The following is a 26,176-nucleotide window of genomic DNA, read 5'->3' as shown; positions in this document are numbered from 1 at the left end:
AAAACAGCTTAAAGGCGAATAAAGGAACCCGTGTGAAAAATCCGGTTTTAGCAATTGATAATCTAGTGGTAAAGGTCGGCGATAATGCGCTGATTGATGGTATTAGCTTTCAGATTCAGCCTGGTGAGATTTTTGCCCTGGTCGGCGAGTCGGGGAGTGGAAAATCCCTAACATCCTTAGCCGTGATGCGTTTACTGCCCGAAGCCCTAAACATTGAAGCGGGTGAGATTCAGCTGCACAACCAATCTTTGCTGAGCCTGACCGAAGCCCAAATGCAAAAAGTGCGCGGCAAGTCGATTGCGATGATATTCCAAGAACCGATGACCTCACTCAACCCCGTGATGCGCGTGGGCGATCAAGTGGCCGAAGTGTTACGCGTGCATTTAGGGTTATCCTCAAAAGCCGCTCAAGCCAAAGCGATTGACTTATTCAACGAAGTGGGTATTCCAGAGGCTGAACAACGCATCAATTGGTATCCGCACCAGCTGTCTGGTGGTCAAAAACAACGGGTGATGATTGCGATGGCGCTGGCCTGTGAACCGGATTTATTAATCGCCGACGAACCGACCACCGCGTTGGATGTCACCATCCAAGCACAGGTTTTAAAACTGCTCAAAAAATTGCGTGACGAGCGCGGCTTGTCGATCTTATTTATCACTCATGATATGGGCGTGGTCGCTGAGATGGCCGATCGCGTGGCGGTGATGCAAAAGGGCAAGATTGTCGAAACCGCAGCCAGCAAAGATTTTTTCGCCAAGCCGACCCATCCTTACACCCAACAGCTACTCGCTGACGCCTTGCCACAGCGCAACTTCAAACCCGTGCAAACCAATGAAACCCTGCTACATTTACGCGGCTTAAAAGTCCATTTTCCGATTAAAAAAGGCTTTTTGCAACGAACGGTCGGCTATGTCAAAGCGGTCGACGGGGTTGATTTAGAGATTCGCCGTGGCGAAACCCTCGCGCTCGTTGGCGAATCGGGCAGCGGCAAAAGCACCATTGGCCAAGCCATTCTGCGGTTAATCGACAGCACCGAAGGCGAAATTCGCTATCAAGACGTTAATCTGGCGCAACTCAATGAACGCAAAATCAAACCCCTGCGCAAAAAAATACAGGTGATTTTTCAAGACCCCTATTCCGCGCTCAATCCGCGTATGACCATCGGCGAAATCATCCGCGAGGGTATGGTGAGCCTAAAAGTCGGCTCGCAAAACAAAAACGATCAAAATCAGCGCATTGACCAACTGCTCCAGCAAGTTGGGCTATTGCCGGAACACAAGTTACGCTACCCGCACGAATTCTCCGGCGGCCAACGCCAACGCATCGGCATCGCGCGTGCGCTAGCGGTTGAGCCAGAATTAATCATCTGCGACGAACCCACCAGCGCGCTAGACGTCACCGTGCGTGCGCAAGTGCTCGATTTGCTCAACCACCTACAGAAAACCTACAACCTATCGCTATTATTTATCACTCACGACCTCTCCATCATCCCGCGCATCGCCCATCGCGTCGCCGTGATGTCCGAAGGCAAAATCGTCGAGCAGGGTGATGTGCAATCCATCCTCGAAAACCCACAACACCACTACACCCAAACCCTGCTAGCCGCCGCGCCGAGTTTTCATGATATGCGGCAGGGCGAAAAAGGGCTTTCAAGCCAATCTGCAGGGGTGTGATTTTAATCGAAGGCGCTGTATTCAAAAGGTGAATTAAATGTCTAAAGAACTCACTATTATCGCCGGCCCCAAAGGCGCGGGCAAAACCACCTTTGCGATGCAATTGATTGATGAAGGCATTATTCAACATTTTATTAACGCGGATGAAATTGCCAAATCCCTGGTGGATGTGCCAACCGAATTGCGCAATATTCACGCGGGTAAGTTGTTTCTACAACGCTTGAACACCGCTATTGAATTAGAGCAAACCGTGTGTTTTGAAACCACTCTATCCGGCTTGTCATATTTAAAGCGGATTAAAAACCTCAAACAAAAAGGCTGGACGGTAACACTGTATTACTTGGCATTGGAAAATGTAAATCTCTCCAAACAACGTGTTGAAGAGCGCGTTTTACATGGCGGTCATAATATACCGGCTCAGGACATTGAACGCCGGTTTCCAAAGAGCGTGTATAATTTGTATTACCACTATATCGAAGCGGTGGACTCGGTGTATTGCTATTTGAATATGAGCGCGCCACAACTGATTTTTTCGAAAAAACAAGGTGAAGTTGTTATCGCCAATTACCAGCATTATGAAAATTTAAAAGGAATCGCTGATGGATACCACAGAGATTAAACCATCCGAAAGCGCCAAAAAACTGGATTCTAAGGATATGCTTGAAGTATTGAAACGTGCCGTAAAGCGCGAACTCAACCGTAAACGCGCACTAGGCCAATATGCCGTGATTTGCGAAAACGGCGAAGTGAAAAAGATACAATTTTAGGCTAATGACCAGGCCTGCAAACAGAATTGAACCGCAATGAAAAGGTTGTTCACAACAGAGCGCCCAAAAATAAGCTTATTGAGACCTTTGCACGAGAAAAGCTTGCCAAACCACTATAAATTTGCAAAGAAATCATTTATCTGTTAAAACAGCAACATACTATTACACATTGCTGGACTTTATCACATGGCATGGAAAAACCTCCCACAGACCTCACACGCTGAAGCACTTATCTGCCCCATCTGTCGTTTTCGCCAACCTCTACAACAACACAACCGAAGCGTCTAAAAAGTGACGCAAAACAGCGAAACAGCAAAAAAGGACTAAATTGCAAGCTCGCGGTTCTAAAAAGTCGAATTTGAGAATTTAACTTTGGCAATAGCGGGGTTTTGCCAAGGTCTCATTATTAATATTTTTTAAATTAGTCCACACAAGCCTCCTTGGCGTATAAAATAGCGCTTGGTTCGGACTTTGGAAATGAACGATTAGTGCAGAGCGGACTAGCTCGTAAAAAAGTCGGCTCGATTTTGAGCTGAGAGCAACTCAAACATATTGGTACAGGAAAACACCATGACAAGTAATCAACAGCGCACCGAACTGCAACGCCGCATCTGGCAAATCGCCAACGATGTGCGCGGCGCGGTCGACGGTTGGGATTTCAAACAATACGTGCTCGGCACGCTATTTTACCGCTTCATCAGCGAAAACTTCGCGGTCTACATCGAAGGCGGTGACGACAGCATCCGCTATGCCGAGCTGGCCGACAACATCATCACCCCAGAGATCAAAGACGACGCCATCAAGACCAAGGGCTACTTTATCTACCCCAGCCAGTTGTTTGCCAAGCTGGCTGCCAGCGCCAACACCAACCAAAGCCTGAACACCGATCTGGCGGCCATCTTTGCCGCCATTGAAGCCTCCGCCAACGGCTACCCCTCCGAACAGGACATCAAAGGCCTGTTTGCCGATTTCGACACCACCAGCAACCGCCTAGGCAACACGGTGAAGGATAAAAACCTGCGCCTGGCCGCCGTGCTCAAGGGCGTGGCCGAGCTAAACTTTGCCGACGATTTTTTTCAAGCACATGCCGGCAGCAACATCGACCTGTTCGGCGATGCCTACGAATTCCTCATCTCCAACTACGCCGCCAATGCCGGCAAATCCGGTGGCGAGTTCTTCACCCCGCAGCATGTCTCTAAGCTGATTGCCCAGCTGGCCATGCACAAACAAACCAGCGTCAACAAGATTTACGACCCCGCCTGTGGCTCTGGCTCGTTACTGCTCCAAGCCAAAAAGCATTTTGATGCGCACATCATTGAAGAAGGCTTTTTTGGGCAAGAACTCAACCACACCACCTACAACCTGGCGCGGATGAACATGTTCTTGCACAACGTCAACTACGACAAGTTCAACGTCCAACTCGGCAACACCCTGATTGGGCCGCACTTTGGCGATGACAAACCCTTTGATGCCATCGTCTCCAACCCACCGTATTCGGTGAAGTGGGTGGGTTCAGATGACCCCACCCTGATCAACGACGAGCGCTTTGCCCCGGCGGGCGTGCTGGCGCCCAAATCCAAGGCCGACTTTGCCTTTGTGCTGCACGCGCTCAGCTACCTATCCGCCAAAGGCCGCGCCGCCATCGTCTGCTTCCCCGGTATTTTTTACCGAGGCGGTGCGGAGAAAAAAATCCGCCAATATCTGGTGGATAATAACTACGTCGAAACCGTGATTTCGCTGGCGCCCAACCTGTTTTACGGCACCACCATCGCCGTGACCATTCTGGTGCTCTCCAAACACAAAACCGACACCACCACCCAGTTTATTGATGCCAGCGCCCTGTTCAAGAAAGAAACCAACAACAACGTGCTGCTGGACGCGCATATCGAACAAATCATGGCGGTGTTCGACAGCAAGGCCAATGTCGATCACTTTGCCCAATCGGTGCCGTTTAAAAAGGTGGCCGCCAACGACTACAACCTGTCGGTCAGTAGTTACGTGCAAGCCAAAGACACCCGGGAGGTGGTGAACATTGCCCAGCTCAATGCCGAATTGAAAACCACTGTTGCCAGGATCGACCAGCTACGCCAACACATTGATGCGATTGTGGCGGAGATTGAGGGAGGCGAGGAGTTGGAGGCATGAGCAAGCCACCCGCCACAGAGCAACAGTTTTTTGCCGATGTCGTGCAGATACTGCAAGCAGGCCGCAGCCAGGCCTTGCGTGCCGTCAATACCGCCATGGTGCAAACTTATTGGCAACTGGGCCAGCGCATCGTCGAAGAAGAGCAGCAGGGTGAAGCCCGTGCCGAGTATGGGCAAGCCCTCATTAGCCAGCTCTCGCGCTACCTGGGCGATCAGTTTGGCCAAGGCTTTTCAGTTGCCAACCTTAAAAACTTTCGCCAGTTCTATTTAACCTTCCCCAGCCTAGATGAATTCGCTACGCACTGCGTAGCGAATCTTGGTTGGACGCATGTGCGCCTGATCATGCGGCTGGGAAGCGCCGCCGAGCGCAACTACTACTTGCAAGAAGCCAGCAACCAAAATTGGAGTTCACGTCTGCTTGAGCGCAACATAAAAAGCGGCTACTACCGCCGCGTTCTGGCACACCAGAAACCGCAGAGCGACGTGCTGCCCGCCAGCGACACAGCTTCGTTTATCAAAGACCCGTATGTGCTGGAGTTTCTGGGCGTGCCCGAGGATTTAAGCGGCAAAGAAAGCCTGCTCGAGCAAAGCCTGATTAACCATCTGCAAAAATTCTTGTTGGAACTAGGCAAGGGGTTTTCTTTCGTTGCCCGGCAAATGCGCATCAGCACCGAAACCTCACACTTTTATGTGGATTTGGTGTTCTACAACTACCTGCTCAAATGCTTTGTGGTGGTTGAGCTTAAATCTGCAAAGCTGACCCATCAGGACATCGGCCAGATGGACATGTATGTGCGCATGTTTGATGACCTCAAACGCGGCGAAGGCGATAGCCCCACCCTGGGCATTATTCTGTGTGCCGATAAAGATGAAACCCTGGTGCACTATTCGGTGCTGAGGGAAAGCCAGCAACTATTTGCCTCGAAATACCAAACCCTGCTACCTACAGAAGAAGAGCTGGCCGCCATGTTGGAGCAAGAAACCGCAAAACGGCTTGATGATGCAGCGGGAGATAAGGCATGAGCGAACAGAACTTTATCGACAAGCTGCTGGATGGGGTGGAGGTGGAGTGGAAGGCTGTCGGCGAAGTATTTGATTTGAAAAATGGCTACACACCATCAACGTCAAAAAAAGAATTTTGGGAAGGTGGATCTATTCCATGGTTCAGGATGGATGACATCCGTGTGAACGGCCAAATTCTTGATAACTCGTTGCAAAAAATTTCAGTGAGTGCCGTGAAGGGTGGAAAGTTGTTCCCTGCAAATTCGATCATAATTTCAACATCGGCAACGATTGGTGAGCACGCTTTAATTACTGTTCCATATTTGGCAAACCAAAGGTTTACCGGGTTAAGCTTAAAAGAAGGCTATGCTGAAACCTTCGATATTAAATTCATTTTTTATTACTGCTTTTTATTGACTGATTGGTGCAAGAAAAACACAACAATGTCAAGCTTTGCCTCCGTAGATATGGATGGCTTTAAGAAATTTCAAATCCCCATCCCCTGCCCAGACAACCCCAAAAAATCGCTGGAAATCCAGGCCGAAATCGTCCGCATACTGGACACCTTCACCGAGCTGACCGCCGAGCTGACCACCGAGCTGACCACCCGCAAAAAACAATACCACTACTACCGCGACCAGTTGTTGAGTTTTGAAGAGGGGGAAGTGGAGTGGAAGACGTTGGGGGAGGTGGCCGAGAATCTTGATTCCAAGCGTAAGCCAATTACGAGCAATCAAAGAGACCCGGGCGATATTCCATACTATGGCGCATCCGGAATTGTAGATTATGTTCAGGACTACATCTTTGACGGAGACCTCTTGCTGGTCTCTGAAGATGGTGCCAACTTGCTGGCGAGAAATACCCCAATAGCTTTTAGCATTAGTGGAAAGAGCTGGGTGAATAATCATGCTCACGTACTGAAATTTGAGACTTATGCTGAGCGCAGGTACGTTGAATATTATTTGAACAGCATCGACTTGTCGCCCTACATCTCGGGGGCGGCTCAGCCAAAGCTGAACAAGAAGAATCTCGAAAGTATCAGCATCCCGAATCCTTCGTTTGAAGAGAAGAAACGAATCGTCGCCATCCTCGACAAATTCGATACCCTCACCACCTCCCTGACCCAAGGCCTGCCGCGCGAAATCGAGTTGCGCCAGCAGCAATACGCCTATTACCGCGATTTACTACTGAGCTTCCCCAAGCCAGAATCTGTAGAGGCCTGAGATGGGCAAAACACTGATCGCAATCGCCCAGCAGTTGAAAGATGCCGACAAAAAGGTGCAGCTGATCTACGCCTTCAACGGCGTAGGTAAAACTCGCTTGTCGCGGGCGTTCAAAGATTTGATTGCCCCCAAAACCGATGATGAAGATGGGCAGCGGTCAGAACTGGCGCAAAAGAAAATTCTCTACTTCAGCGCGTTCACCGAGGATTTGTTCTATTGGGACAACGATCTGGAGGGTGATGCCGAACCCAGGTTGAAAATCCAGCCCAACGCTTTCACCACATGGGTACTTGACGAGCAAGGCCAAGACCGGAATGTGACCTCCACCTTTCAGCACTACACCAATGACAAACTGACGCCGAATTTCAGCTCAGACTTTTCCGAGATTCGTTTTTCATTCGAGCGCGGCAACAACGCGCATGAGCCCAACATAAAGATTTCCAAGGGCGAGGAAAGCAACTTCATTTGGAGCGTGTTCCATTCGCTGATTGAGCAGATGATTTCCGAGCTGAACATCGCAGAGGTCGCAAATCGGTCCACTGATGTTTTCAATAATTTGGAATACGTTTTTATTGATGACCCGGTAAGTTCTCTGGATGAAAACCATCTGATCGAATTGGCGGTCAATTTGGCTGAACTAATTCATTCCAGTCAGTCCGATTTGAAATTTATTCTCACGACGCACAGCCCACTGTTTTATAACGTCCTCCACAATGAGCTTAACTTCAGCAAAAAGGGAAATAAGGAAGGGTGCTATCTGTTAGAGCGCTTTGAAGATGGATCATTCGATTTGAATGTCAAGCATGGCGACTCCAATAAGAGCTTTTCCTATCACCTATATTTGAAGCACACCATCGAACAGGCGATTGCCGAAAACAAGGTTGAGAAGTACCACTTCACGTTGCTGCGCAATCTTTACGAAAAAACAGCCAGCTTTCTGGGTTACCCGAAGTGGTCGGAGCTTTTGCCCGATGACAAGCAGCTTTACTACAGCCGCATCATCAATTTCACCAGCCACAGCACGCTGTCCAATGAAACCGTTGCAAAACCAACGCAGGCGGAGAAAGCAACTGTCAAACTGTTGCTCGATCACTTGAAAAGCAACTATGGCTACTGGCAGCAGGTAGGAAATCAATGATTGAATTGTCCGACACGCACGCACAAGGGAGAAGCTATGCCTAAGCACAATCTGACGCTGAGAGATGAAACCACGGAATTCCTGCTCTACACCGCGCCCAATGGCGCGATAAAAGTGGAGGTGCTGCTCAGCAATGAGAGCATCTGGCTGACCCAGAAACGCATGGCGGAACTGTTTGGTGTGGGCGTTCCTGCCATTTCAAAACATCTGAAAAATATCTTTGACAGTGGTGAGTTGGTGGAAGAAGTGGTTGTTTCCATTTTGGAAACAACCACTGAGCACGGTGCAGTGGCTGGCCTTACCCAGACTCAGCAGGTCAAATATTACAACCTGGATGCGGTAATTTCGGTCGGTTACCGGGTCAATTCGGCGCAGGCGACGCAATTCCGTATCTGGGCAACAGCCTTAATCAAGGAATACATCATCAAGGGCTTTGCCATGGATGATGAACGGCTGAAAAATGGCCGCTACTTTGGCAAAGACTACTTCCGAGAATTGCTGGAGCGGGTGCGCTCCATCCGCGCCAGCGAGCGACGCATCTACCAGCAGATCACCGATATTTTTGCTGAATGCAGCATGGATTACGACCCCAAGTCTGAAACCACTCGCCTGTTTTACGCCCATGTGCAGGACAAATTTCACTTTGCGATTACCGGCCATACGGCGGCAGAAATAATTGCCTTGAATGCCGATGCCAGCAAACCCTTGATGGGCATGAGCACATATAAAAATGCGCCGGATGGCCGCGTGTTGAAGTCGGATGCTACCGTGGCAAAAAATTATTTTAGCGAGGCGGATATCAAAAAACTGGAACGCGCTGTTTCGGCTTTTTTTGATTACATCGAGGGCATTATCGAGCGGCGCAATACCTTCACGATGGAGCGCTTTGCTGACAGCGTGAACAAGTTTCTTGCGTTTAACGAGTACCGAATTCTGGAAGGTTATGGCGCCGTGTCCCGTCAACAGGCAGAACAAAAAGCGTTTACCGAATATGAAAAGTTTAACAAACAGCAGCGGATCGAATCCGATTTCGACCGCGAGGTGAAGAAGCTGCTGCGGAAAAAGGACGCGCAAGAATGAGTGACTACAAGACCATTGCCGAATCCAGAAACTTCATCGTTCTGGATAAATACACCCAGCAATGGAAAGTTAGCGAAAGCTACCAAAGCGAATACGATCTGGAGCGGGAATTTATTGCCGATTTGCAGAATCAGGGTTATGAATACCTGCCCGCACTGAACACACCCGAAGCCTTGCTTGCCAATGTGCGCCTACAGCTGCAAACCCTCAATAACGTGCAGTTTTCTGACGGCGAGTGGCTGCGTTTTGTGGAGACGTTTCTGGACAAGCCCAGCGATGGCATCGTCGAGAAAACCCGCAAGATTCACGATGACTACATTCACGACTTTGTGTTTGATGATGGCCGCATCCAGAACATTTACCTGCTGGATAAGAAAAACATCGCCCGCAACAAGCTGCAGGTGATCAAGCAGTTTGAGCAAACGGGCAGCCACGCCAACCGCTATGACGTGACGATTCTGGTCAATGGCCTGCCGCTGGTGCAGGTGGAGTTGAAAAAACGCGGCGTGGCGATTCGTGAAGCCTTCAACCAGGTGCACCGCTACAGCAAGGAGAGCTTTAACAGCAGGCATTCCCTGTTCAAGTATTTGCAGTTGTTCGTGATCTCCAACGGCACCGACAGCCGCTACTTTGCCAACACCACACAGCGCAACAAAAACAATTTCGACTTCACCATGAATTGGGCGAAGGCGGACAACAGTCTGATCCGCGACCTAAAGGACTTCACGGCGACCTTCTTCCAGAAACACACCCTGCTCAATGTGCTGCTGCACTACTCGGTGTTTGATGTCAGCAACACGTTGTTGGTGATGCGCCCGTACCAGATTGCCGCCACCGAGCGCATTTTGTGGAAGATTAGGAGCAGCTATCAGGCCAAAAACTGGAGCAAGCTTGAGGGCGGCGGCTTCATCTGGCACACCACCGGTTCGGGCAAAACCTTGACCAGTTTCAAGGCGGCGCGGCTGGTCACGGAGCTTGAGTTCATCGACAAGGTGTTCTTTGTGGTGGATCGCAAGGATCTGGACTACCAGACCATGAAGGAATACCAGCGCTTTTCACCGGACAGCGTGAATGGCTCTGACAGCACAGCAGGCCTGAAGCGCAATCTGGACAAGGACGACAACAAGATCGTCGTCACCACCATCCAGAAGCTCAACAACCTGATGAAGAGCGAAGGCGACTTATCTATCTACAACAAGCAGGTGGTGTTTATTTTTGATGAATGCCACCGCAGCCAGTTTGGCGAGGCGCAGAAGAACTTGAAAAAGAAGTTCAAGAAGTTTTATCAGTTTGGTTTTACCGGCACGCCAATCTTCCCCGAGAACGCGCTGGGCAGCGACACCACCGCCAGCGTGTTTGGGCGCGAACTGCATTCGTATGTGATCACCGACGCCATTCGTGATGAAAAGGTGCTCAAATTCAAGGTGGATTACAACGATGTGCGCCCGCAGTTCAAGGCGTTTGAGACCGAGCAGGACGAGAAAAAACTGAGCGCGGCGGAAAACAAACAAGCTTTGCTGCACCCCGAGCGTATTTGTGAAATCACTCAATACATCCTGAACAATTTCCGACATAAAACCCATCGCCTGCAAGCGGGCAACAAAGGCTTCAATGCCATGTTTGCGGTGAGCAGTGTGGATGCTGCCAAGCTGTACTACGAGTCTTTCAGGCAACTGCAGAAAGGCAGCGACAAGCCGCTGAGGGTAGCCACCATCTTCTCGTTCGCCGCCAATGAAGAACAAGAGGCGATTGGCGACATTCAGGACGAAAGTTTCGATGTATCGGCCATGAACAGTAGCGCCAAAGAATTTTTGAGCGCGGCCATCGCCGACTACAACGCGCTGTTCAAAACCAACTTCAGTGTCGATAGCCATGGCTTTCAGAACTATTACCGCGATCTGGCCAAGCAGGTTAAGACTAAGGAAATCGACTTAGTTGTTGTGGTGGGCATGTTCCTGACCGGCTTCGATGCGCCCACGCTGAACACGCTGTTTGTGGACAAGAACCTGCGCTACCACGGCTTGATGCAGGCCTACTCACGCACCAACCGCATTTTTGATGCCACCAAAACCTTCGGCAATATCGTCACCTTCCGCGACCTGGAGCAGGCGACCATTGATGCTATCACCCTGTTCGGTGATAAAAACACCAAGAACGTGGTGCTGGAGAAGAGCTACCAGGAATACATGGAAGGCTTCAACGATGGGGTTAGCGGTGAAGCGCGACGTGGCTTTATCGAGGTGGTAGAGGAGCTGGAAACGCGCTTCCCCGACCCGGGCGCCATTGAGAAGGAAGCCGACAAAAAAGCCTTCGCCAAGCTGTTTGGCGAGTATTTGCGCGTCGAGAACGTGCTGCAAAACTATGATGAGTTCGCCAGCTTGAAGGCGCTGCAAAGCGTCGAGCTGAGCGACCCGGCAGCGGTGGAAGCGTTCAAGGCACAGCATTATCTAACCGATGACGACCTGAGCGCACTGCAAACTATCACGCTCCCTGCCGAGCGCAAGATTCAGGATTACCGCTCAACCTACAACGATGTACGCGACTGGCTGCGCCGGGAAAAATCTTCCGCCGAGAAGGACAAATCCACCCTCGACTGGGATGACGTGGTGTTTGAGGTGGATCTGCTCAAATCACAGGAAATCAATCTGGATTACATCCTGGAGTTGATTTTCGAGCACAACAAGAAGATCAAGAGCAAGTCGGAACTGGTGGATGAGGTGCGCCGCGTGATTCGCGCCAGCCTGAGCAACCGCGCCAAAGAGAGCTTGCTGGTGGACTTCATTAACCAGACCGATCTCGACCAGATAAGCGACAAAGCCAGTGTGATTGATGCCTTTTTCAGCTTTGCCCAAACGGAGCAGCAGCGCGAAGCGCAAGCGCTGATCAGCGCCGAGAACCTGAATGCCGAGGCAGCCAGGCGCTATATCACCACCTCGCTGAAGCGGGAGTTCGCCAGCGACAGCGGCACCGAACTCAACGCCATTTTGCCCAAGATGAGTCCGCTGAGCCCGCAATACCTGACCAAAAAGCAAGGTGTGTTGCAGAAAATCGCCGCCTTTGTTGAAAAATTCAAGGGTGTGGGCGGGCGGGTTTAGGTATGCCTTTGAAGTGGTAAAGTGACATAGGCTAGCTAAATAGAGATGTTGAAATGCATCTAATAGAAAAGCTGACTGAAGCTGACTGAAGCTGACCAAAGCCAGACTTCGATGTGAGGTTTGTTTTTTCAGCTTATTTTGTTGGTTGCCCTTAAATTATCCGATTCGTTGGCCTAGCAAGCAAAATTGTATGCCGCAGTGACCCATCGCTCGGTGCCCAAGCAAATTGAGTATTGGAGTCAGGATTGGCAAATTAGCCGATTTCAAAAAACGTTGGAAAAATGGCACCCCTCTAAAAGAACACGTTTAAGGGTTACGCTTTAACTTATGAATCCAGATAACTTAAAACAACTCGTTACCGTCACGATGCCTTACGGCAAATACCAAGGGCGAATTGTTGCTGATTTGCCAGGACATTACCTTAATTGGCATGCGCGTGAGGGCTTTCCAGTAGGTCATTTAGGGCGGTTATTAGCCCTGAATTGCATCGTAAAGCGGTGATCGTGACGGGGAATAAAAGGTGTTAAAAGGTGTTAAAAGGTTGCATAATGTTTTCTCCTGCGCAATAATACAGGTGTTCATTTTGTTTTTATTTGGAGGTTAAAATGTCGGTCGCCATTAAATTATCGGATTCGTTGGCGCAACAAGCAAAATTGTATGCCGCAGTGACACATCGCTCGGTGCCCAAGCAAATTGAGTATTGGAGTCAGATTGGCAAACTAGCCGAAGAAAACCCAGATTTGCCGTTTAGCTTCATTCAAGAAACCCTTTTGTCACTGGAAGAAACTAAAGACAGTGAGCATGTAACCCCATACCAATTTGGCTAGGGGTTTTTATGCAGGTTAAACAAACACGCCGTTTTCAAAAAGCGGTGAAAAGGTTGCACCCCAGTCAAAAACAGGCACTCGATACCGCCATTAGAGAGTTAATCCAAACACCTGATTTGGGTGAGCTTAAAAAGGGCGATTTGGCCGAAGTGCGTGTTTATAAATTTAAAATGCAAAACCAGTTAACACTCTTAGCCTATCGTTGGATTGATGAAATTCCTTGTTTGTTGATGTTATCACTTGGTAGTCATGAGAATTTTTATCGCGATTTGAAAAATGATATAAAAATGATATAAGCGAATAATCGATTTTGGCAACGTGTTGCCAGGCAATAAAGGCGATGCTCTCCTTAAGCACAACTAAAAGATGCATCTGCATAAACAAAACCCAAATACTCAATAAAAAGATAAGAATTGGTAGTAAATTTTATAGTCGTTTTACAGATTTAAATGAAAGTCATGTGAAGATTATTGCTGTTAGTGAACCGAATTTAGCGAATCCATTGTTGGCGGACGCTGCTGAAAGGGGTATTCCAAACTTTCCAAGCTATGAAGAAGCTATTTGTGAATATGGTGATAAGGTTGATATTATTATGGATACCTCTAACCGCAAAGAATTAAAGTTAGATGTAGGACGTTTGTTACAAGAAACAGATAATAAGCACACGGTTTTGGTGCCGATGGTAGTGGATTATTTAATGTGGTATCTGATACCCGACGCACAAGCAATTCCTCAATCACATCATCAGAACATTGGCTACTAGTAGCGGTTGAGTAACAAAAGCGCCGCATGGCGCTTTCACTTGACATCCTCATGCCCCGAAGGCTAAGCTTTTGCGCTATTGAATAACCAGGCCTGGTGATTATGGAATTACATTTAGTTCGTCAGATTGCGGATATTGATCGCCAGGCCTGGAATGGGCTGGTTATTGATAATAATCCGTTTTTGCGTCATGAGTTTTTGCTGGCGCTAGAAGAGCATCAATGCGTGAGTGATAAATTTGGTTGGTATGCGCAGCATGTTGCTTTGTATGATCAAGGCCGTTTGATTGCGGCGATGCCGCTTTATGCCAAAACCAATTCCTATGGTGAGTTTGTATTCGACCAGGCCTGGTCGCAGGCTTGGCAGTCGGTGGGTTTGGGTTATTTTCCTAAATGGGTGAGTTCGATTCCTTATGCACCGGTGACAGGGCAACGGTTTTTAATCGCGCCCGATCAGCAAGCCGATCAAATCCGTGCATTTTTAGTTAAACATCTGCAAAAGATAGCCACAGAGCAGGGCGTGAGCGGTTGGCATATTTTATTTGCCGAGCATTATGCCGCGCCAAACGACCAGGCCTGGTTGTCATCGCAACCGGATTGGTTGATTCGACACGATTGCCACTTTCATTGGTTTAATCGCGGTTATCAAACCTTTGATGACTTTCTTGCCCAGCTTAAACCCAAAAAACGTAAGAATATCAAACAAGAACGCCGCAAAGTTGAACAAGCAGGTGTAGGCTTACGCCGGTTAAATGGCCACACCGCTAGCGAACAAGATTGGCAAGATTTTGCGTATTTGTATGAAAAAACCTTTGCCGAAAAACACAGTATAGCGACCTTAAACCAAGGGTTTTTTCAGGCAGTGGCTCAGGCTTTGCCGGATCAGGTGTTATTGGTGATGGCGGAACGCGATGGGAAAACGATTGCCGGTTCGTTAATGTTTGTGAGCGATTCGGTGTTATTTGGCCGCCATTGGGGTTGCATGGACGATGTGAACAGCCTTCATTTTGAGGCTTGTTATTGCCAAGGCATTGAGTTTGCAATCGAAAAAGGTTTGCAGCGTTTTGAACCCGGCGCGGGCGGCGAGCATAAAATCGCACGCGGTTTTGAACCGGTGATCACGCAATCGGCACATTGGTTAGCACAGAATCCTTTTCCGAGTGGCATTGCGGGGTTTGTTGCAGAAGAAAAAGCCATGATTGATGACTGTTTCAAGCAATCATGGCTGCAGCGTCCTTTTAAGTTAAACGACTAAATCTTTTCGATATCTGGGTAGTGAGCCGTTGATTGGAGGCTTTTTAGGATGCGTTGTGCAGCACTTTCTAGGCTTTCATTTTGGCAAGGAGGTTCGCCCGGATAAACTTTGCTACGGAAGTGGCTGGCTAGCGCGGGTAGCCGAGCAATGGTGCCTTGGATGCTGGGGTTTTCTACACAAACTAGGCGGGTTAATTGCTCTAGCCCCGCTTTGGAGACCGCATAAGCGCCGTAATAGGATGGGTTGTTTTGCACAGCCTGATCTGAAATGCTAACTAACCAGGCCTGCTTGCTGTGTTTGAGTTTAGGTAAGCAGGTTTGGATCAGATGAAAATTGGCATTTAGATTGGTTTGCATTACTTCGTACCATTGCAAGGCATCAAAATGTTCGATGGGCGTTAAGGCCGGTAGTATTCCTGCATTTAAGAACAAACCATCAAGCTGAGGAAATCCCGCTAAACCTTTGGCAAGCTGTTCGAATTCCGCTTGGGCTGAACCCGCCAAATCCATCGGGAATAAGAAGATGTTTTTCCAACCTGATGCGTCTAATTCATCATAAAACTTTTTAAGTGCTTTGATGTCCTTATCGATTAGGATAAGTTGGTGCTGTTCTTGGTTGAGTTGTTCTGCAAGCGCACGGCCTAAGCCGTTGGCTGCTCCGGTGATTAAAAAGACTTTTTTAGTGGATGTTTCCATTAACTTAGTTGCTCTTTTATAAATTTGGTTATGTCATAGGGTGTGCGAAATATAAAGTCGGCATGATCAAGGTCAGCCATTTTTTCGGGTGCAAGGTAACCAAATAACGCGGCTCCGGTTTTCATGCCTGCATTTAATCCTGCCTCGATATCTCTGGGATGATCGCCAAGATATAGGCAATCCTCTGGTTTTATGCCGCATTGTTCGGCTGCCAGCCACATGGGTTTAGGGTCTGGTTTGCGTACCGCTAGGGTGTCGCCGCAAATAACGGTTTTAGGTGGGGTGGGAAAGGTAAAGTGGGCGAGTAAATGCTCCGTTAGATCGGTGGGTTTGTTGGTTACAATTCCCCAAGGAATCTTTTTTTCCGCCAGATAAACCAGGCCTGCTTGTAAGCCTGGGAACAATTGGGTGTGCAGGGCGATATTTTGTTTATAGATACTAAGAAATCGCCGACGTTTGTCTTCAAAATCCGCGTCGTCGTTATCAGGAAATGCCAAGCGCGTTACGGCTGCACCGCCTTGAGATACGGTATTGCGAACTTGGTTATAGCTTGGGTTGGGAACCGCACATTCGTCGCAAAGCAGATTCAGGGCATAACTAAAGTCGTAGGAGGTGTCGAGTAGGGTGCCATCAAGGTCAAAAAGAACACAGGCTAGATTCATAATGGATTCGCTTCATTGTGTGGTTTTTGAAACGCCATTAGGTAGTTAATCGACACATCATTGCTCAAGGCGCAACGCTTAAATACAGGATTATAGTCAATGCCCGCGCTATCAATCAGCACCAGGCCTGCTTGTCGTGCCATTTGACCCAGCTCACTAGGTTTAATGAATTTGTCATGCTGGTGGGTGCCTTTAGGCACCACATTTAGCAAATACTCAGCGGTAAAGATCGCGAGTAACAAGGATTTATTGCTGCGGTTAAGCGTTGAGAAAAACACAAATCCACCTGGTTTAGTGGCATCGGCGGCGGCCTGGATAATGGCCTGAGGATCAGGTACATGTTCAAGCATTTCCATGCAGGTGACACAATCATAAAAACCTGGGTGGTTTTGGGCATGCGACTCCGCACTAGAGATTAAATAGTTCACCTTAACGCCGGTATCGAGCGCATGAAGTTTGGCGACCTTGAGCACCTCTTCGGCTAGGTCTATCCCCGTGACCGAAGCACCGCTTTCAGCCATCGATTCGCTTAAAATACCGCCGCCGCAGCCAATATCTAAAGCAGACATGTTTGTGAGGTCAATATGGCGCTGAATAAAACTAAGACGCAGCGGGTTAATTTTATGCAGTGCACCAAATTCACCCTCAGTATTCCACCATTGATGGGCGTACTGGTTAAAGTTGGCAAGTTCTTGTTGATCAACGTTGTTGGCTATGTTCATATAGGTAGAATGCGTTAATTAATGGTAATGGCTTACTATTCTACTGGATAAACGTCTATTTGTAGTCGCTAAATTTTTAACTTGGGAGCCAAACACCGGGGGTATTTAGGTTATAATGCGCAATTCATAGATTATAAAATGAGATTGGATCGTCCATGTCAGATTTTGCACGTGAAATACACCCTATATCGCTAGAAGAAGAAATGAAGCAGTCCTATTTGAGTTATGCGATGAGCGTAATTATAGGACGTGCACTACCCGATGTGCGTGATGGCTTAAAACCCGTTCACCGCCGTGTGCTCTATGCGATGAATGAACTGCATAATGATTGGAACAAGCCCTACAAAAAGTCCGCGCGTGTTGTGGGTGATGTTATTGGTAAATACCATCCGCATGGCGATACCGCTGTATATGACACGATTGTTCGTATGGCTCAGCCCTTTTCTTTGCGTTATATGCTGGTCGACGGACAGGGTAACTTCGGTTCGATTGATGGCGATAACCCGGCCGCGATGCGTTATACCGAAGTGCGGATGGCAAAAATAGCCCATGAATTACTTGCCGACCTTGAAAAAGAAACCGTTGACTTCACGGCTAACTACGACGGCTCTGAACACGAACCGAATGTTATGCCTAGCCGCATTCCTAACCTTTTAGTTAATGGTTCAGCCGGTATCGCGGTGGGTATGGCGACCAATATTCCACCACACAACCTAGTCGAAACCGTTAATGCTTGCTTGGCACTGATTGAAGATCCTGATATTGATGTAACCGGTCTTATGGAGCATGTGCCTGGCCCTGATTTCCCAACCCACGGGATTATTAACGGCACACGCGGCATTCGTGAAGCTTATGAAACAGGGCGTGGGCGGGTACAGATTCGTGCGCGTTATTTTATTGAGACCGATAAATCCGGCAAACAAACGATTGTGGTCAGTGAAATTCCTTATCAGGTTAACAAGGCCAAGCTAATTGAGCGTATTGCTGAGCTGATTAAAGAAAAGAAAATCGAAGGCATTACCGCGCTGCGTGATGAGTCGGATAAAGATGGTATGCGTATTGTGATTGAGTTACGTCGTGGTGAAATGCCCGAGATAATGGTCAATAACCTCTACAAACTTACCTCGATGCAAACGGTATTTGGTGTAAATATGGTGGCGCTGATTAATGGTCAGCCTAAGCTATTAAACCTCAAAGAAATCATTACCGCTTTTGTGCGCCACCGCCGTGAAGTGGTTACGCGTCGCACTATTTTTGATTTGCGTAAAGCCCGTGAAAAAGCTCATTTACTTGAAGGCTTAGCGGTAGCGCTAAGCAATATCGATGAAATGATTGCGCTGATCAAATCCTCGCCATCACCGCAAATCGCGAAAGAAAAAATGCTTGAACGTGATTGGCCAGCGGGTAATGTGATTCAATTGCTTGAGCGTGTCGAAGCCAACGATACCCGCCCTGAGGATTTAGGCCCAGGCTTTGGTATGGTCGAGGCGGACATTTACCGTTTATCACCGACCCAAGCTCAAGCGATTCTGGAAATGCGTTTGCACCGTTTAACCGGGCTAGAACAAGATAAAATTCTTGAAGAATACAAAGGCTTAATTGCCAAGATTTTTGAATTCCTTGAAATTTTGCGCAACCCAGATCGTTTAACCGAAGTGGTACGCGAAGAGCTGGTTGAAGTACGCGATCAGTATGGTGATGCGCGTCGCACTGAAATTGATCACGCTTATGTTGATTTAGATCAGGAAGATTTAATTGCGGTTGAAGAACGTATTATCACCTTGTCGCAAGATGGCTATATCAAAACACAACCCTTGAGTGATTATCGTGCTCAAAAACGCGGTGGACGCGGTAAGTCAGCCAGCGCGATGAAAGAAGAGGATCAAGTCGGTCAGATTCTCGTTGCCAGCACTCATGATATGCTGCTTTGTTTCTCAAACCGTGGCAAGCTTTATTGGAAAAAAACCTGGCAGTTGCCGCTCGCAAGTCGCGGTGCTAAAGGTAAGCCTATTGTTAACGTGTTTCCGCTTGAAGACGGTGAGAGCATTTCGGCTATTTTGCCCGTTAGCGAATTTGATGATAAACACTTTGTATTTATGGCGACCAAGCATGCGGTAGTCAAACGTGTGGCCTTGTCTGATTTTTCACGGCCACGTGCTAATGGTATTATCGCATTAGATTTATTAGATGGCGACGAACTGGTGGGTACTGCACTGACTAATGGCGAGCAGGAAGTGATGTTGTTTGCTAATGGCGGCAAAGCGATTCGCTTTAAAGAATCAAATGCCCGTGTAATGGGGCGTACAGCTCGCGGTGTACGCGGGATGAGGTTAGCGGAAGGTCAACAGGTTATTAGCATGCAGATCGCGATGCCTGATACCTTGATTCTAACAGCTACCGAACATGGTTTTGGAAAATGCACACCTGTAGGTGATTACTCAACGATTAATCGTGGTGGTCAAGGGGTGATCTCGATTAAAACGTCTGAACGTAATGGCCAAGTGATTTCTGCGGTTACCGTAACCCCCGACCAAGAGGCAGTTTTAATTACTAATAAAGCGACGCTGGTACGTATTAGAGTTAAAGATATTTCTGTAGTAGGGCGTAATACCCAAGGCGTGAAGTTGATTAATGTTGGTAAGGATGAGGTCGTCGTCGGTTTGGCCGTGGTCAATGTGTCTGAAGAAGAGGATGCATTGGATGAAGAAATCATGAATGAAAATTCAGATGCGGTGGGTGAGAAAACCGTTGAAGGCTCTGACGCTAATGAGGCGGGTGCGGAGATTTTAGATAATAAAAATGCGGAGTAGTGCGATGGCAAGAGCGTTTAACTTCAGTGCGGGACCAGCAATGTTGCCAGAAACGGTTCTCCGTCGTGCTGAGCAGGAGTTATTAAATTGGAATAACTCGGGTATGTCTGTAATGGAGGTCAGTCATCGCTCTGTGGAATACATGGCGATGGCGAAACATGCAGAGCAAACGCTGCGCGACATTATGGCTATTCCAGATAACTATAGCGTTTTGTTTTTACATGGTGGTGCATCATTACAATTTAGTGCGATTCCACTCAATCTAACCAGGCCTGGTGAATCAGCCGATTACTTTGATACTGGTGTTTGGTCGGCGAAAGCGATTAAAGAAGCGCAAAAATACTGTGATGTGAATGTGGTCTGTCAAAACCATCAGCGTATTCCTGAAGCATCTGAATGGCAGCTATCTAAAAACGCCAAATACGTGCATTACACGCCGAATGAAACCATCGGTGGTTTGGAGTTTTTGTCTGTTCCCGATGTCGGTGATGTGCCCCTGATCGCTGATATGTCCTCTACCATTTTGTCGCGTCCAGTCGATGTATCAAAATTCGGTATGATTTATGCCGGTGCGCAAAAGAATATCGGCCCAGCGGGGCTTGCGATTGCCATTGTTCGTGAAGACTTGATCGGACATCAACGTGATATTACGCCGAATCTGTTAAATTGGCAGTTATGTGCTGAGAATAATTCGATGTTCAATACCCCACCCACCTTTGGCTGGTACTTGGCAGGCCTGGTTTTTGATTGGATCAAAGAACAAGGTGGTTTAAACGCCATGGCACACTACAACGAAAGCAAGGCTAATAAGCTTTATCAAGCCATTGATACCATTGATTTTTATGCTAATCCTGTTGAGCCGTCACAGCGTTCTTGGATGAATGTGCCTTTTACGCTTAAAGATTCAAGTTTAGATGCCTTGTTTTTAGCCCAAGCTAAGGAAGCGGGTCTGTATAATTTAAAAGGTCACAAGCTTGTTGGTGGTATGCGCGCGAGTATTTACAATGCCATGCCAGTCGAAGGCGTTGATGCGTTAATTGACTTTATGCACGACTTTGCACAAGCACACGGTTAATCAGTTATAAAAGGATGGACGGTTTGACGCCAACGGAACAAGAAACCCAGCAGTTGAACGAGATTCGTCAGCAAATTGATGCTTTGGACGAGCAAATCCAACTGCTTATTACCCAGCGTGCATTATGTGCTCAAAAAGTGGCTGATATCAAAACCCAAGGTGGGCGAGTTGAAGCGGTTTTTTACCGTCCGGAGCGTGAAGCTCAGGTATTGCGTGCCGTTAGGGAGCGCAATAACAGCTTATTGTCTGATGATGATATGGCTAGGTTATTTCGTGAGATTATGTCTGCTTGTTTAGCGCTAGAGCAGCCATTAAAAGTGGCTTATCTTGGGCCTGAAGGCAGTTTTACCCATGCCGCAACCCTAAAACAGTTTGGCTCCTTTGCTCAGCTTTATCCGGTTTCTACCATTGACGAGGTATTTAAGGCTGTTGAAGAAGGCGAAGTGAATTATGGCATCGTCCCAGTTGAAAACTCGACGGAGGGTGTGGTTAATGCGACCCAGGATAATTTAATTCGTATGAGTGCGCAGGTAACGGGCGAATTAGACTTGGCTATTCATCATTGCTTGTTGTCTAAATCGACGGACTTAAAGCAGGTCAAAAAAGTGGTTGCACACACTCAAGCTTTAGGTCAATGTCGCACTTGGCTACAAAACAACCTTCCGGGTGTTGAGATGGAAGCGGTTGACTCTAATGCGCTGGCTGCTAAGTTGGCTCAACAGAATGCGAGCCTGGCAGCCATCGCATCTGAACAGGCCGCGGTGCTCTATCAACTTCGTATAGTAAAAGCACGTATTGAAGACAAGCAAGATAATACGACTAAGTTTTGGGTTATCGGAAAAGAGAAGCCACTTGTTAGTGGAGAGGATAAAACAGCTTTGGTTTTATCCTTGGCCAATAAGGCAGGTGCGTTACATACCATTCTTGAAAGCTTTGCAAAACGTGGTATTAGTATGACGCGCATTGTTTCGCGCCCCTCATCAAATAAAAAGTGGGATTACGTTTTTTTCATTGATATTATAGGTCACCAACTTGATGACAAAGTGGCCGAAGCCTTGAAAGAAGTAGAACAACAAGCTTATTTTTTTAAATTACTTGGCTCTTATCCTATTTCACCGATGGATTAGTTTTAATTTCATTTATATTTTAATGACGAGAACCTATATGAGCGGTTTATTCCAACAGCAGATTCAACCTCAAATTCAGTCAATCAAACCCTATATCCCGGGTAAGCCAGTCAGCGAGCTGCAACGAGAGCTGGGCTTAAGCCATGTTACCAAGTTAGCATCGAACGAAAACCCGCTGGGTGCAAGTGAAAAAGCCTTAGCGGCAATAGAGATTGCACTGAAAGATGTGGCTCGTTATCCAGACGGTAATGGCTTTTACCTTCGATCTGCTCTCGCTGAGTTTAATAAGGTTGCGCTTAGTCAGGTGGCAATCGGTAATGGCTCTAATGAGTTGTTGGAATTAGTAGGGCGCGTATTTGCAGGTCCTGGTGATGAAATTATTTACTCACAATATGGTTTTGCTGTGTACCCCATTACTGCGCAAATTGTGGGTGCAGTGGGTGTGGAGGTTGCAGCAAAAGACTATGGTCATGACCTAGAGGCTATGGCTAAAGCCGTAACGCCCCGTACTAAGATAATATATGTCGCCAATCCAAATAATCCTACAGGCAGTTGCTTTGGTCGTGAAGCTTGGGAAGCATTTATCCAGTCAGTTCCTCAGCACGTAATCGTTGTTCTAGACGAAGCGTATATAGAGTATGTTGATGATGTTGACTACCCATCTGGCTTGGATTATTTGGCTCAATACCCTAATTTAATATTGTCACGCACCTTTTCCAAGGCATATGGGTTGGCGTCTTTGCGTGTTGGTTATATGTTGGCCAGCGAGGAACTTATTGCTTATATTAGTCGATTACGCGCCCCTTTTAATGTTAATCACTTTGCGCAGGTGGCGGCGGTAGCTGCTCTACATGATCAGCAGTTTGTTCAGCAATCTGTGGAATTAAACCGCCAAGGCAAACATCAAATTATCAACAGCCTGTCTGATAGGGCGCTTGACTTTATTCCATCACAGGGTAATTTTATCTGTGTTAAGTTCGGTGAAAATGCGGCTGAAATAAATCAGCGATTGTTGCATCAGGGTGTTATTGTGCGGCCAGTCGCAAACTATGGTTTGGTTGAGTTTTTAAGGGTCTCGATTGGCACTTACCAAGAAAATCAACATTTTATTGATGCACTGTCTAAGGTTTTATAGTCAATGTATGTTCAGCGTTTAGCCGTTATTGGCGTTGGTTTGATAGGGGGGTCTTTTGCCCTTAAGCTAAAGCAACTTGGTTTGGTTGGTGAGGTTGTGGGTTATGGACGTAACCTAGAAAACCTAGAAAAAGCTATTCAGCTTGGTGTGATTGATTATTATGAAGCGGATTTGTTAGCGGCCGTTAAGGATGCGGATTTAATTGTTCTAGCGGTACCTTTAGCTTCAATTGCGCCTATTTATGCTCAAATAGCACAAGGTCTTAAACCTGGTGCAATTGTAACCGATGTGGGTAGTGCCAAATTCAGTGTCGTCAAACAGGTAGAGTTTCAATTAGGTTATCAACCCAGTTTTTTTGTTCCCGGCCACCCAATTGCAGGGCGCGAAAAAAGTGGTGTTGAAGCGGTAGAGGCTGATTTGTATTTAAATCATCGGGTGATTTTGACTCCACAAGACTATACAGAAGCGCACGCTATCTCAATGGTTGAGTCACTATGGACTGCAGTAGGTGCTCAGGTTACTCGTATGACAGCGCAGTATCATGATGATGTTTTTGCTGCGACCAGTCATTTACCCCATATGCTAGCTTTTGCACTGGTTGATATGCTCAATGAGCATCCAGAGTTAGGTAATGTATTTCAATATACCGCGGGTGGGTTTCGAGACTTTACTCGCATTGCGTCGAGTGACGCAACAATGTGGCGGGATATTGCGTTACAAAACTCTAGCGCTATTGTTAAATGGCTGGCGGCCTATCAGGTAGAATTAAGTAAGTTAAGTCATCTGATTGAGAAGGCTCAAGGTGAGGAACTCTATAATCTGTTTTTTGAGGCGAAAGCGGCTCGAGGTAAGCATATTTTAAACAAGTTCTGAGTGTTCAGGGTATTTCTGGTTATAAGTTCCGCTTCTAAATTAATTTTTAAAAAAAGTAAGTTACTATTATGAAAAATATTCGATTTATAGTTCAACCGGGTGGTTCACTTAAAGGCAAAATTCGCGTTCCTGGCGACAAGTCGATTTCACACAGAAGTATTATGCTTGGTTCACTTGCTGAGGGGACAACAACGGTAACCGGTTTTTTAGAAGGCGAGGACAGTTTAGCTACTCTTAGAGCATTTCAAGCTATGGGCGTTGAAGTTGAAGGGCCGGTTGAGGGGAAAGTGACCATTAAGGGTGTAGGCTTAAAGGGACTTAAGCAGCCGAGTTATCCTCTAAATATGGGGAACTCGGGAACGTCTATGCGTTTGTTAAGCGGTATTGTCGCCGGCCAAAACTTTAGTTCTGAGCTAACGGGCGATGCATCATTAAGCAAGCGCCCTATGAACCGTGTTATTGACCCTCTAGCCCTAATGGGTGCAAAAATTGAGAGCCAAGACAGAGGGCTTCCCCCATTAAAAATTCAAGGGGCTGGTCAGTTAAAAGCCATTGACTATACCTTGCCAATGGCCAGTGCTCAAGTTAAGTCTTGTGTATTATTGGCCGGTTTATATGCGCAAGGCACGACCCGCGTTATCGAGCCTGCACCGACCCGTGATCATACTGAACGAATGCTGCGAGGCTTTGGCTATCAAGTAACGAGTAGAAAGTTGGATGATTTAGCCAGCGAAATAACGCTAGAAGGCGGGGGCAAGTTGCAGGCTACGCATATTGATGTGCCTTCAGATATTTCTTCAGCTGCGTTTTATATGGTCGCCGCGTCTATTGCCCCGGGTTCAGATTTGGTTATTGAGCATGTCGGCATTAACCCAACGCGTACGGGAGTTATTGATATTTTAAAGTTAATGGGTGCAGACATTACCCTTGAAAACCAACGTGAAGTCGGGGGGGAGCCAGTTGCTGATATTCATGTACGTGCGGCACAATTAAAGGGTATCACTATCCCAGAAGCCTTGGTTCCCTTAGCTATTGATGAGTTTCCGGTATTGTTTGTTGCGGCCTCAGCAGCAGAGGGGACAACGGTTTTGACAGGCGCTGAAGAGCTGCGTGTAAAAGAATCAGATCGCATACAGGTTATGGCGGATGCTTTACAAGCCTTAGGCATTGATGCTCAACCCACAGAGGATGGGATGATTGTTCAAGGCGGCACACAGAAGCCTCAGGCCGCTCAAATTATAAGTCATCATGATCACCGTATCTCAATGGCAATGACTGTCGCGGGTTTAAAGGCGGTTGCACCTATTGCAATTGAAGACTGCGCGAATGTAAATACATCTTTTCCGCGTTTTATTGAACTTGCTAACTCTGTTGGTCTTCAGGTTGCGTCGGTGGAGGTCTGAATGGTAAGTGTTATTACCGTTGACGGGCCAAGTGGAGTCGGTAAAGGCACATTGTGTCAGTTGCTTTGCAATTATACAGGTTTTCATTTTCTTGATAGTGGGGCGATTTATCGAGCCTTGGCTTATGGTGCAATTGCTCAGGCCATTTTGCCGGTTGACCAAACAGACTTGATTAGTTTGGCCGAACAATTACCCGTTGAGTTTGTGGATGGTAAGGTGCTATATAAAGCCGAAGATATCAGTCTTGCTATTCGTAATGAAAAGGTGGCGGGAATGGCATCTGAAATTGCAGCTATACCTGAGGTAAGAGCCGCCTTGTTGCAACGTCAAAAAGATTTTACACAACAACCAGGCCTGGTCGCAGATGGTCGAGATATGGGTACAGTAATTTTTCCTGAAGCAAAAATAAAATTGTTTTTAACGGCTTCAGCGCAGATTCGTGCAGAAAGACGCGTTAACCAGTTGAAAAATCAAGACGTTACTGCTAATATTGCACAAATTATTCAAGACATTATTGAACGTGATCGACGCGATGCATCGCGTTCTGTGTCACCTTTAATACCTGCACAAGATGCTTTTGTTATTGATACGAGTGAACTAAATGCTACTCAAGTCTTTGATAAAGCAAAAGAAATTCTACAGCAATGTGGGATAAGACAAGCTAGCCAATGAGTGGGGAATTGGCTTTTTTTAACTGACCCGAGTTGTT

The 26,176-nt window shown here is 47.3% G+C and carries 24 protein-coding genes; 21 read left to right on the top strand and 3 right to left on the bottom strand.

The window, feature by feature from the left end; translation table 11 throughout:
* The first annotated feature begins 32 nt into the window (after positions 1–32).
* The 14 genes from P8S55_RS10435 to P8S55_RS10370 all read left to right on the top strand — a co-directional run bounded on the left by P8S55_RS10435 (position 33) and on the right by P8S55_RS10370 (position 14,965).
* Complete coding sequence (locus P8S55_RS10435) at positions 33–1,673, top strand: ABC transporter ATP-binding protein (protein ID WP_289224147.1); 1,641 nt, start codon at positions 33–35, stop codon at positions 1,671–1,673.
* A 37-nt stretch (positions 1,674–1,710) separates the two neighbouring features.
* The gene (locus P8S55_RS10430; protein WP_289224146.1) at positions 1,711–2,292 is read left to right on the top strand and encodes an ATPase; all 582 of its coding nucleotides are present in this window, start codon (positions 1,711–1,713) and stop codon (positions 2,290–2,292) included.
* Positions 2,273–2,440, top strand: coding sequence for a hypothetical protein (locus P8S55_RS10425; protein WP_289224145.1), 168 nt, complete (start codon positions 2,273–2,275; stop codon positions 2,438–2,440). Before P8S55_RS10430 ends, P8S55_RS10425 begins: the two co-directional genes overlap by 20 nt.
* 570 nt (positions 2,441–3,010) lie before the next feature.
* Complete coding sequence (locus tag P8S55_RS10420; RefSeq protein ID WP_289224144.1) at positions 3,011–4,585, top strand: type I restriction-modification system subunit M; 1,575 nt, start codon at positions 3,011–3,013, stop codon at positions 4,583–4,585.
* Positions 4,582–5,607 carry a PDDEXK nuclease domain-containing protein gene (locus P8S55_RS10415; RefSeq protein ID WP_289224143.1) on the top strand — a complete coding sequence of 342 codons (1,026 nt, stop codon included), beginning with the start codon at positions 4,582–4,584 and terminating at the stop codon, positions 5,605–5,607. The genes P8S55_RS10420 and P8S55_RS10415 overlap by 4 nt, the downstream gene beginning before the upstream one ends.
* Positions 5,604–6,809 carry a restriction endonuclease subunit S gene (locus P8S55_RS10410; protein WP_289224142.1) on the top strand — a complete coding sequence of 402 codons (1,206 nt, stop codon included), beginning with the start codon at positions 5,604–5,606 and terminating at the stop codon, positions 6,807–6,809. The genes P8S55_RS10415 and P8S55_RS10410 overlap by 4 nt, the downstream gene beginning before the upstream one ends.
* Position 6,810: 1 nt before the next feature.
* On the top strand, positions 6,811–7,947 hold the full coding sequence (locus P8S55_RS10405) for an AAA family ATPase (protein WP_289224141.1): 1,137 nt from the start codon (positions 6,811–6,813) through the stop codon (positions 7,945–7,947).
* A 36-nt stretch (positions 7,948–7,983) separates the two neighbouring features.
* Entirely contained in the window at positions 7,984–9,027 is a 1,044-nt protein-coding gene (locus P8S55_RS10400) for a virulence RhuM family protein (protein ID WP_289224140.1), read from the top strand.
* Positions 9,024–12,122, top strand: a complete 3,099-nt coding sequence (locus tag P8S55_RS10395) for a type I restriction endonuclease subunit R (RefSeq protein WP_289224139.1) — start codon at positions 9,024–9,026, stop codon at positions 12,120–12,122. Before P8S55_RS10400 ends, P8S55_RS10395 begins: the two co-directional genes overlap by 4 nt.
* Positions 12,123–12,449: 327 nt before the next feature.
* Entirely contained in the window at positions 12,450–12,623 is a 174-nt protein-coding gene (locus P8S55_RS10390; RefSeq protein ID WP_289224138.1) for a DUF3820 family protein, read from the top strand.
* A 104-nt stretch (positions 12,624–12,727) separates the two neighbouring features.
* Positions 12,728–12,949: a TA system antitoxin ParD family protein gene (locus P8S55_RS10385; RefSeq protein ID WP_289224137.1), complete on the top strand. Its 222-nt coding sequence runs from the start codon at positions 12,728–12,730 to the stop codon at positions 12,947–12,949.
* 8 nt (positions 12,950–12,957) lie between these two features.
* On the top strand, positions 12,958–13,245 hold the full coding sequence (locus P8S55_RS10380) for a type II toxin-antitoxin system RelE/ParE family toxin (RefSeq protein WP_289224136.1): 288 nt from the start codon (positions 12,958–12,960) through the stop codon (positions 13,243–13,245).
* 164 nt (positions 13,246–13,409) lie between these two features.
* Positions 13,410–13,712, top strand: a complete 303-nt coding sequence (locus P8S55_RS10375; protein WP_289224135.1) for a homoserine dehydrogenase — start codon at positions 13,410–13,412, stop codon at positions 13,710–13,712.
* A gap of 101 nt (positions 13,713–13,813) precedes the next feature.
* On the top strand, positions 13,814–14,965 hold the full coding sequence (locus tag P8S55_RS10370; RefSeq protein ID WP_289224134.1) for a GNAT family N-acetyltransferase: 1,152 nt from the start codon (positions 13,814–13,816) through the stop codon (positions 14,963–14,965).
* Here P8S55_RS10370 and P8S55_RS10365 read toward each other — a convergent pair.
* From P8S55_RS10365 to ubiG, 3 genes are read right to left on the bottom strand one after another with little or no spacing between them, the layout of a single operon-like run.
* A complete protein-coding gene (locus tag P8S55_RS10365; RefSeq protein ID WP_289224133.1) occupies positions 14,962–15,660 on the bottom strand; it encodes an SDR family NAD(P)-dependent oxidoreductase in 699 nt (232 codons plus the stop codon). The two genes, P8S55_RS10370 and P8S55_RS10365, sit on opposite strands and share 4 nt — an antisense overlap.
* Positions 15,660–16,322, bottom strand: coding sequence for an HAD family hydrolase (locus P8S55_RS10360; RefSeq protein ID WP_289224132.1), 663 nt, complete (start codon positions 16,320–16,322; stop codon positions 15,660–15,662). The genes P8S55_RS10365 and P8S55_RS10360 overlap by 1 nt, the downstream gene beginning before the upstream one ends.
* Entirely contained in the window at positions 16,319–17,044 is a 726-nt protein-coding gene (ubiG, locus tag P8S55_RS10355) for a bifunctional 2-polyprenyl-6-hydroxyphenol methylase/3-demethylubiquinol 3-O-methyltransferase UbiG (RefSeq protein WP_289224131.1), read from the bottom strand. The genes P8S55_RS10360 and ubiG overlap by 4 nt, the downstream gene beginning before the upstream one ends.
* A 155-nt stretch (positions 17,045–17,199) precedes the next feature.
* Here ubiG and gyrA point away from each other — a divergent pair, with 155 nt between their 5' ends.
* The 7 genes from gyrA to cmk all read left to right on the top strand — a co-directional run bounded on the left by gyrA (position 17,200) and on the right by cmk (position 26,139).
* On the top strand, positions 17,200–19,854 hold the full coding sequence (gene gyrA / locus P8S55_RS10350) for a DNA gyrase subunit A (protein ID WP_289224130.1): 2,655 nt from the start codon (positions 17,200–17,202) through the stop codon (positions 19,852–19,854).
* A gap of 4 nt (positions 19,855–19,858) precedes the next feature.
* Complete coding sequence (gene serC, locus P8S55_RS10345; protein ID WP_289224129.1) at positions 19,859–20,929, top strand: 3-phosphoserine/phosphohydroxythreonine transaminase; 1,071 nt, start codon at positions 19,859–19,861, stop codon at positions 20,927–20,929.
* A 14-nt stretch (positions 20,930–20,943) separates the two neighbouring features.
* Positions 20,944–22,056 (top strand): prephenate dehydratase, encoded by a 1,113-nt coding sequence (gene pheA, locus P8S55_RS10340; RefSeq protein WP_289224128.1) that lies wholly within the window; start codon positions 20,944–20,946, stop codon positions 22,054–22,056.
* Positions 22,057–22,093: 37 nt separating this feature from the next.
* Entirely contained in the window at positions 22,094–23,191 is a 1,098-nt protein-coding gene (hisC, locus tag P8S55_RS10335; protein WP_289224127.1) for a histidinol-phosphate transaminase, read from the top strand.
* 3 nt (positions 23,192–23,194) lie between these two features.
* Positions 23,195–24,064: a prephenate dehydrogenase gene (locus P8S55_RS10330; protein WP_289224126.1), complete on the top strand. Its 870-nt coding sequence runs from the start codon at positions 23,195–23,197 to the stop codon at positions 24,062–24,064.
* A 68-nt stretch (positions 24,065–24,132) separates the two neighbouring features.
* Positions 24,133–25,467: a 3-phosphoshikimate 1-carboxyvinyltransferase gene (aroA, locus tag P8S55_RS10325; protein ID WP_289224125.1), complete on the top strand. Its 1,335-nt coding sequence runs from the start codon at positions 24,133–24,135 to the stop codon at positions 25,465–25,467.
* Complete coding sequence (gene cmk / locus P8S55_RS10320; protein ID WP_289224124.1) at positions 25,468–26,139, top strand: (d)CMP kinase; 672 nt, start codon at positions 25,468–25,470, stop codon at positions 26,137–26,139.
* Positions 26,140–26,176: the final 37 nt, after the last annotated feature.

Source organism: Thiomicrospira sp. R3, from assembly GCF_029581415.1.
Classification (GTDB): Bacteria; Pseudomonadota; Gammaproteobacteria; order Thiomicrospirales; family Thiomicrospiraceae; genus Thiomicrospira.
Note: the sequence above shows the minus strand (reverse complement) of the source record. Positions and strands in the feature narration are given on the sequence as shown.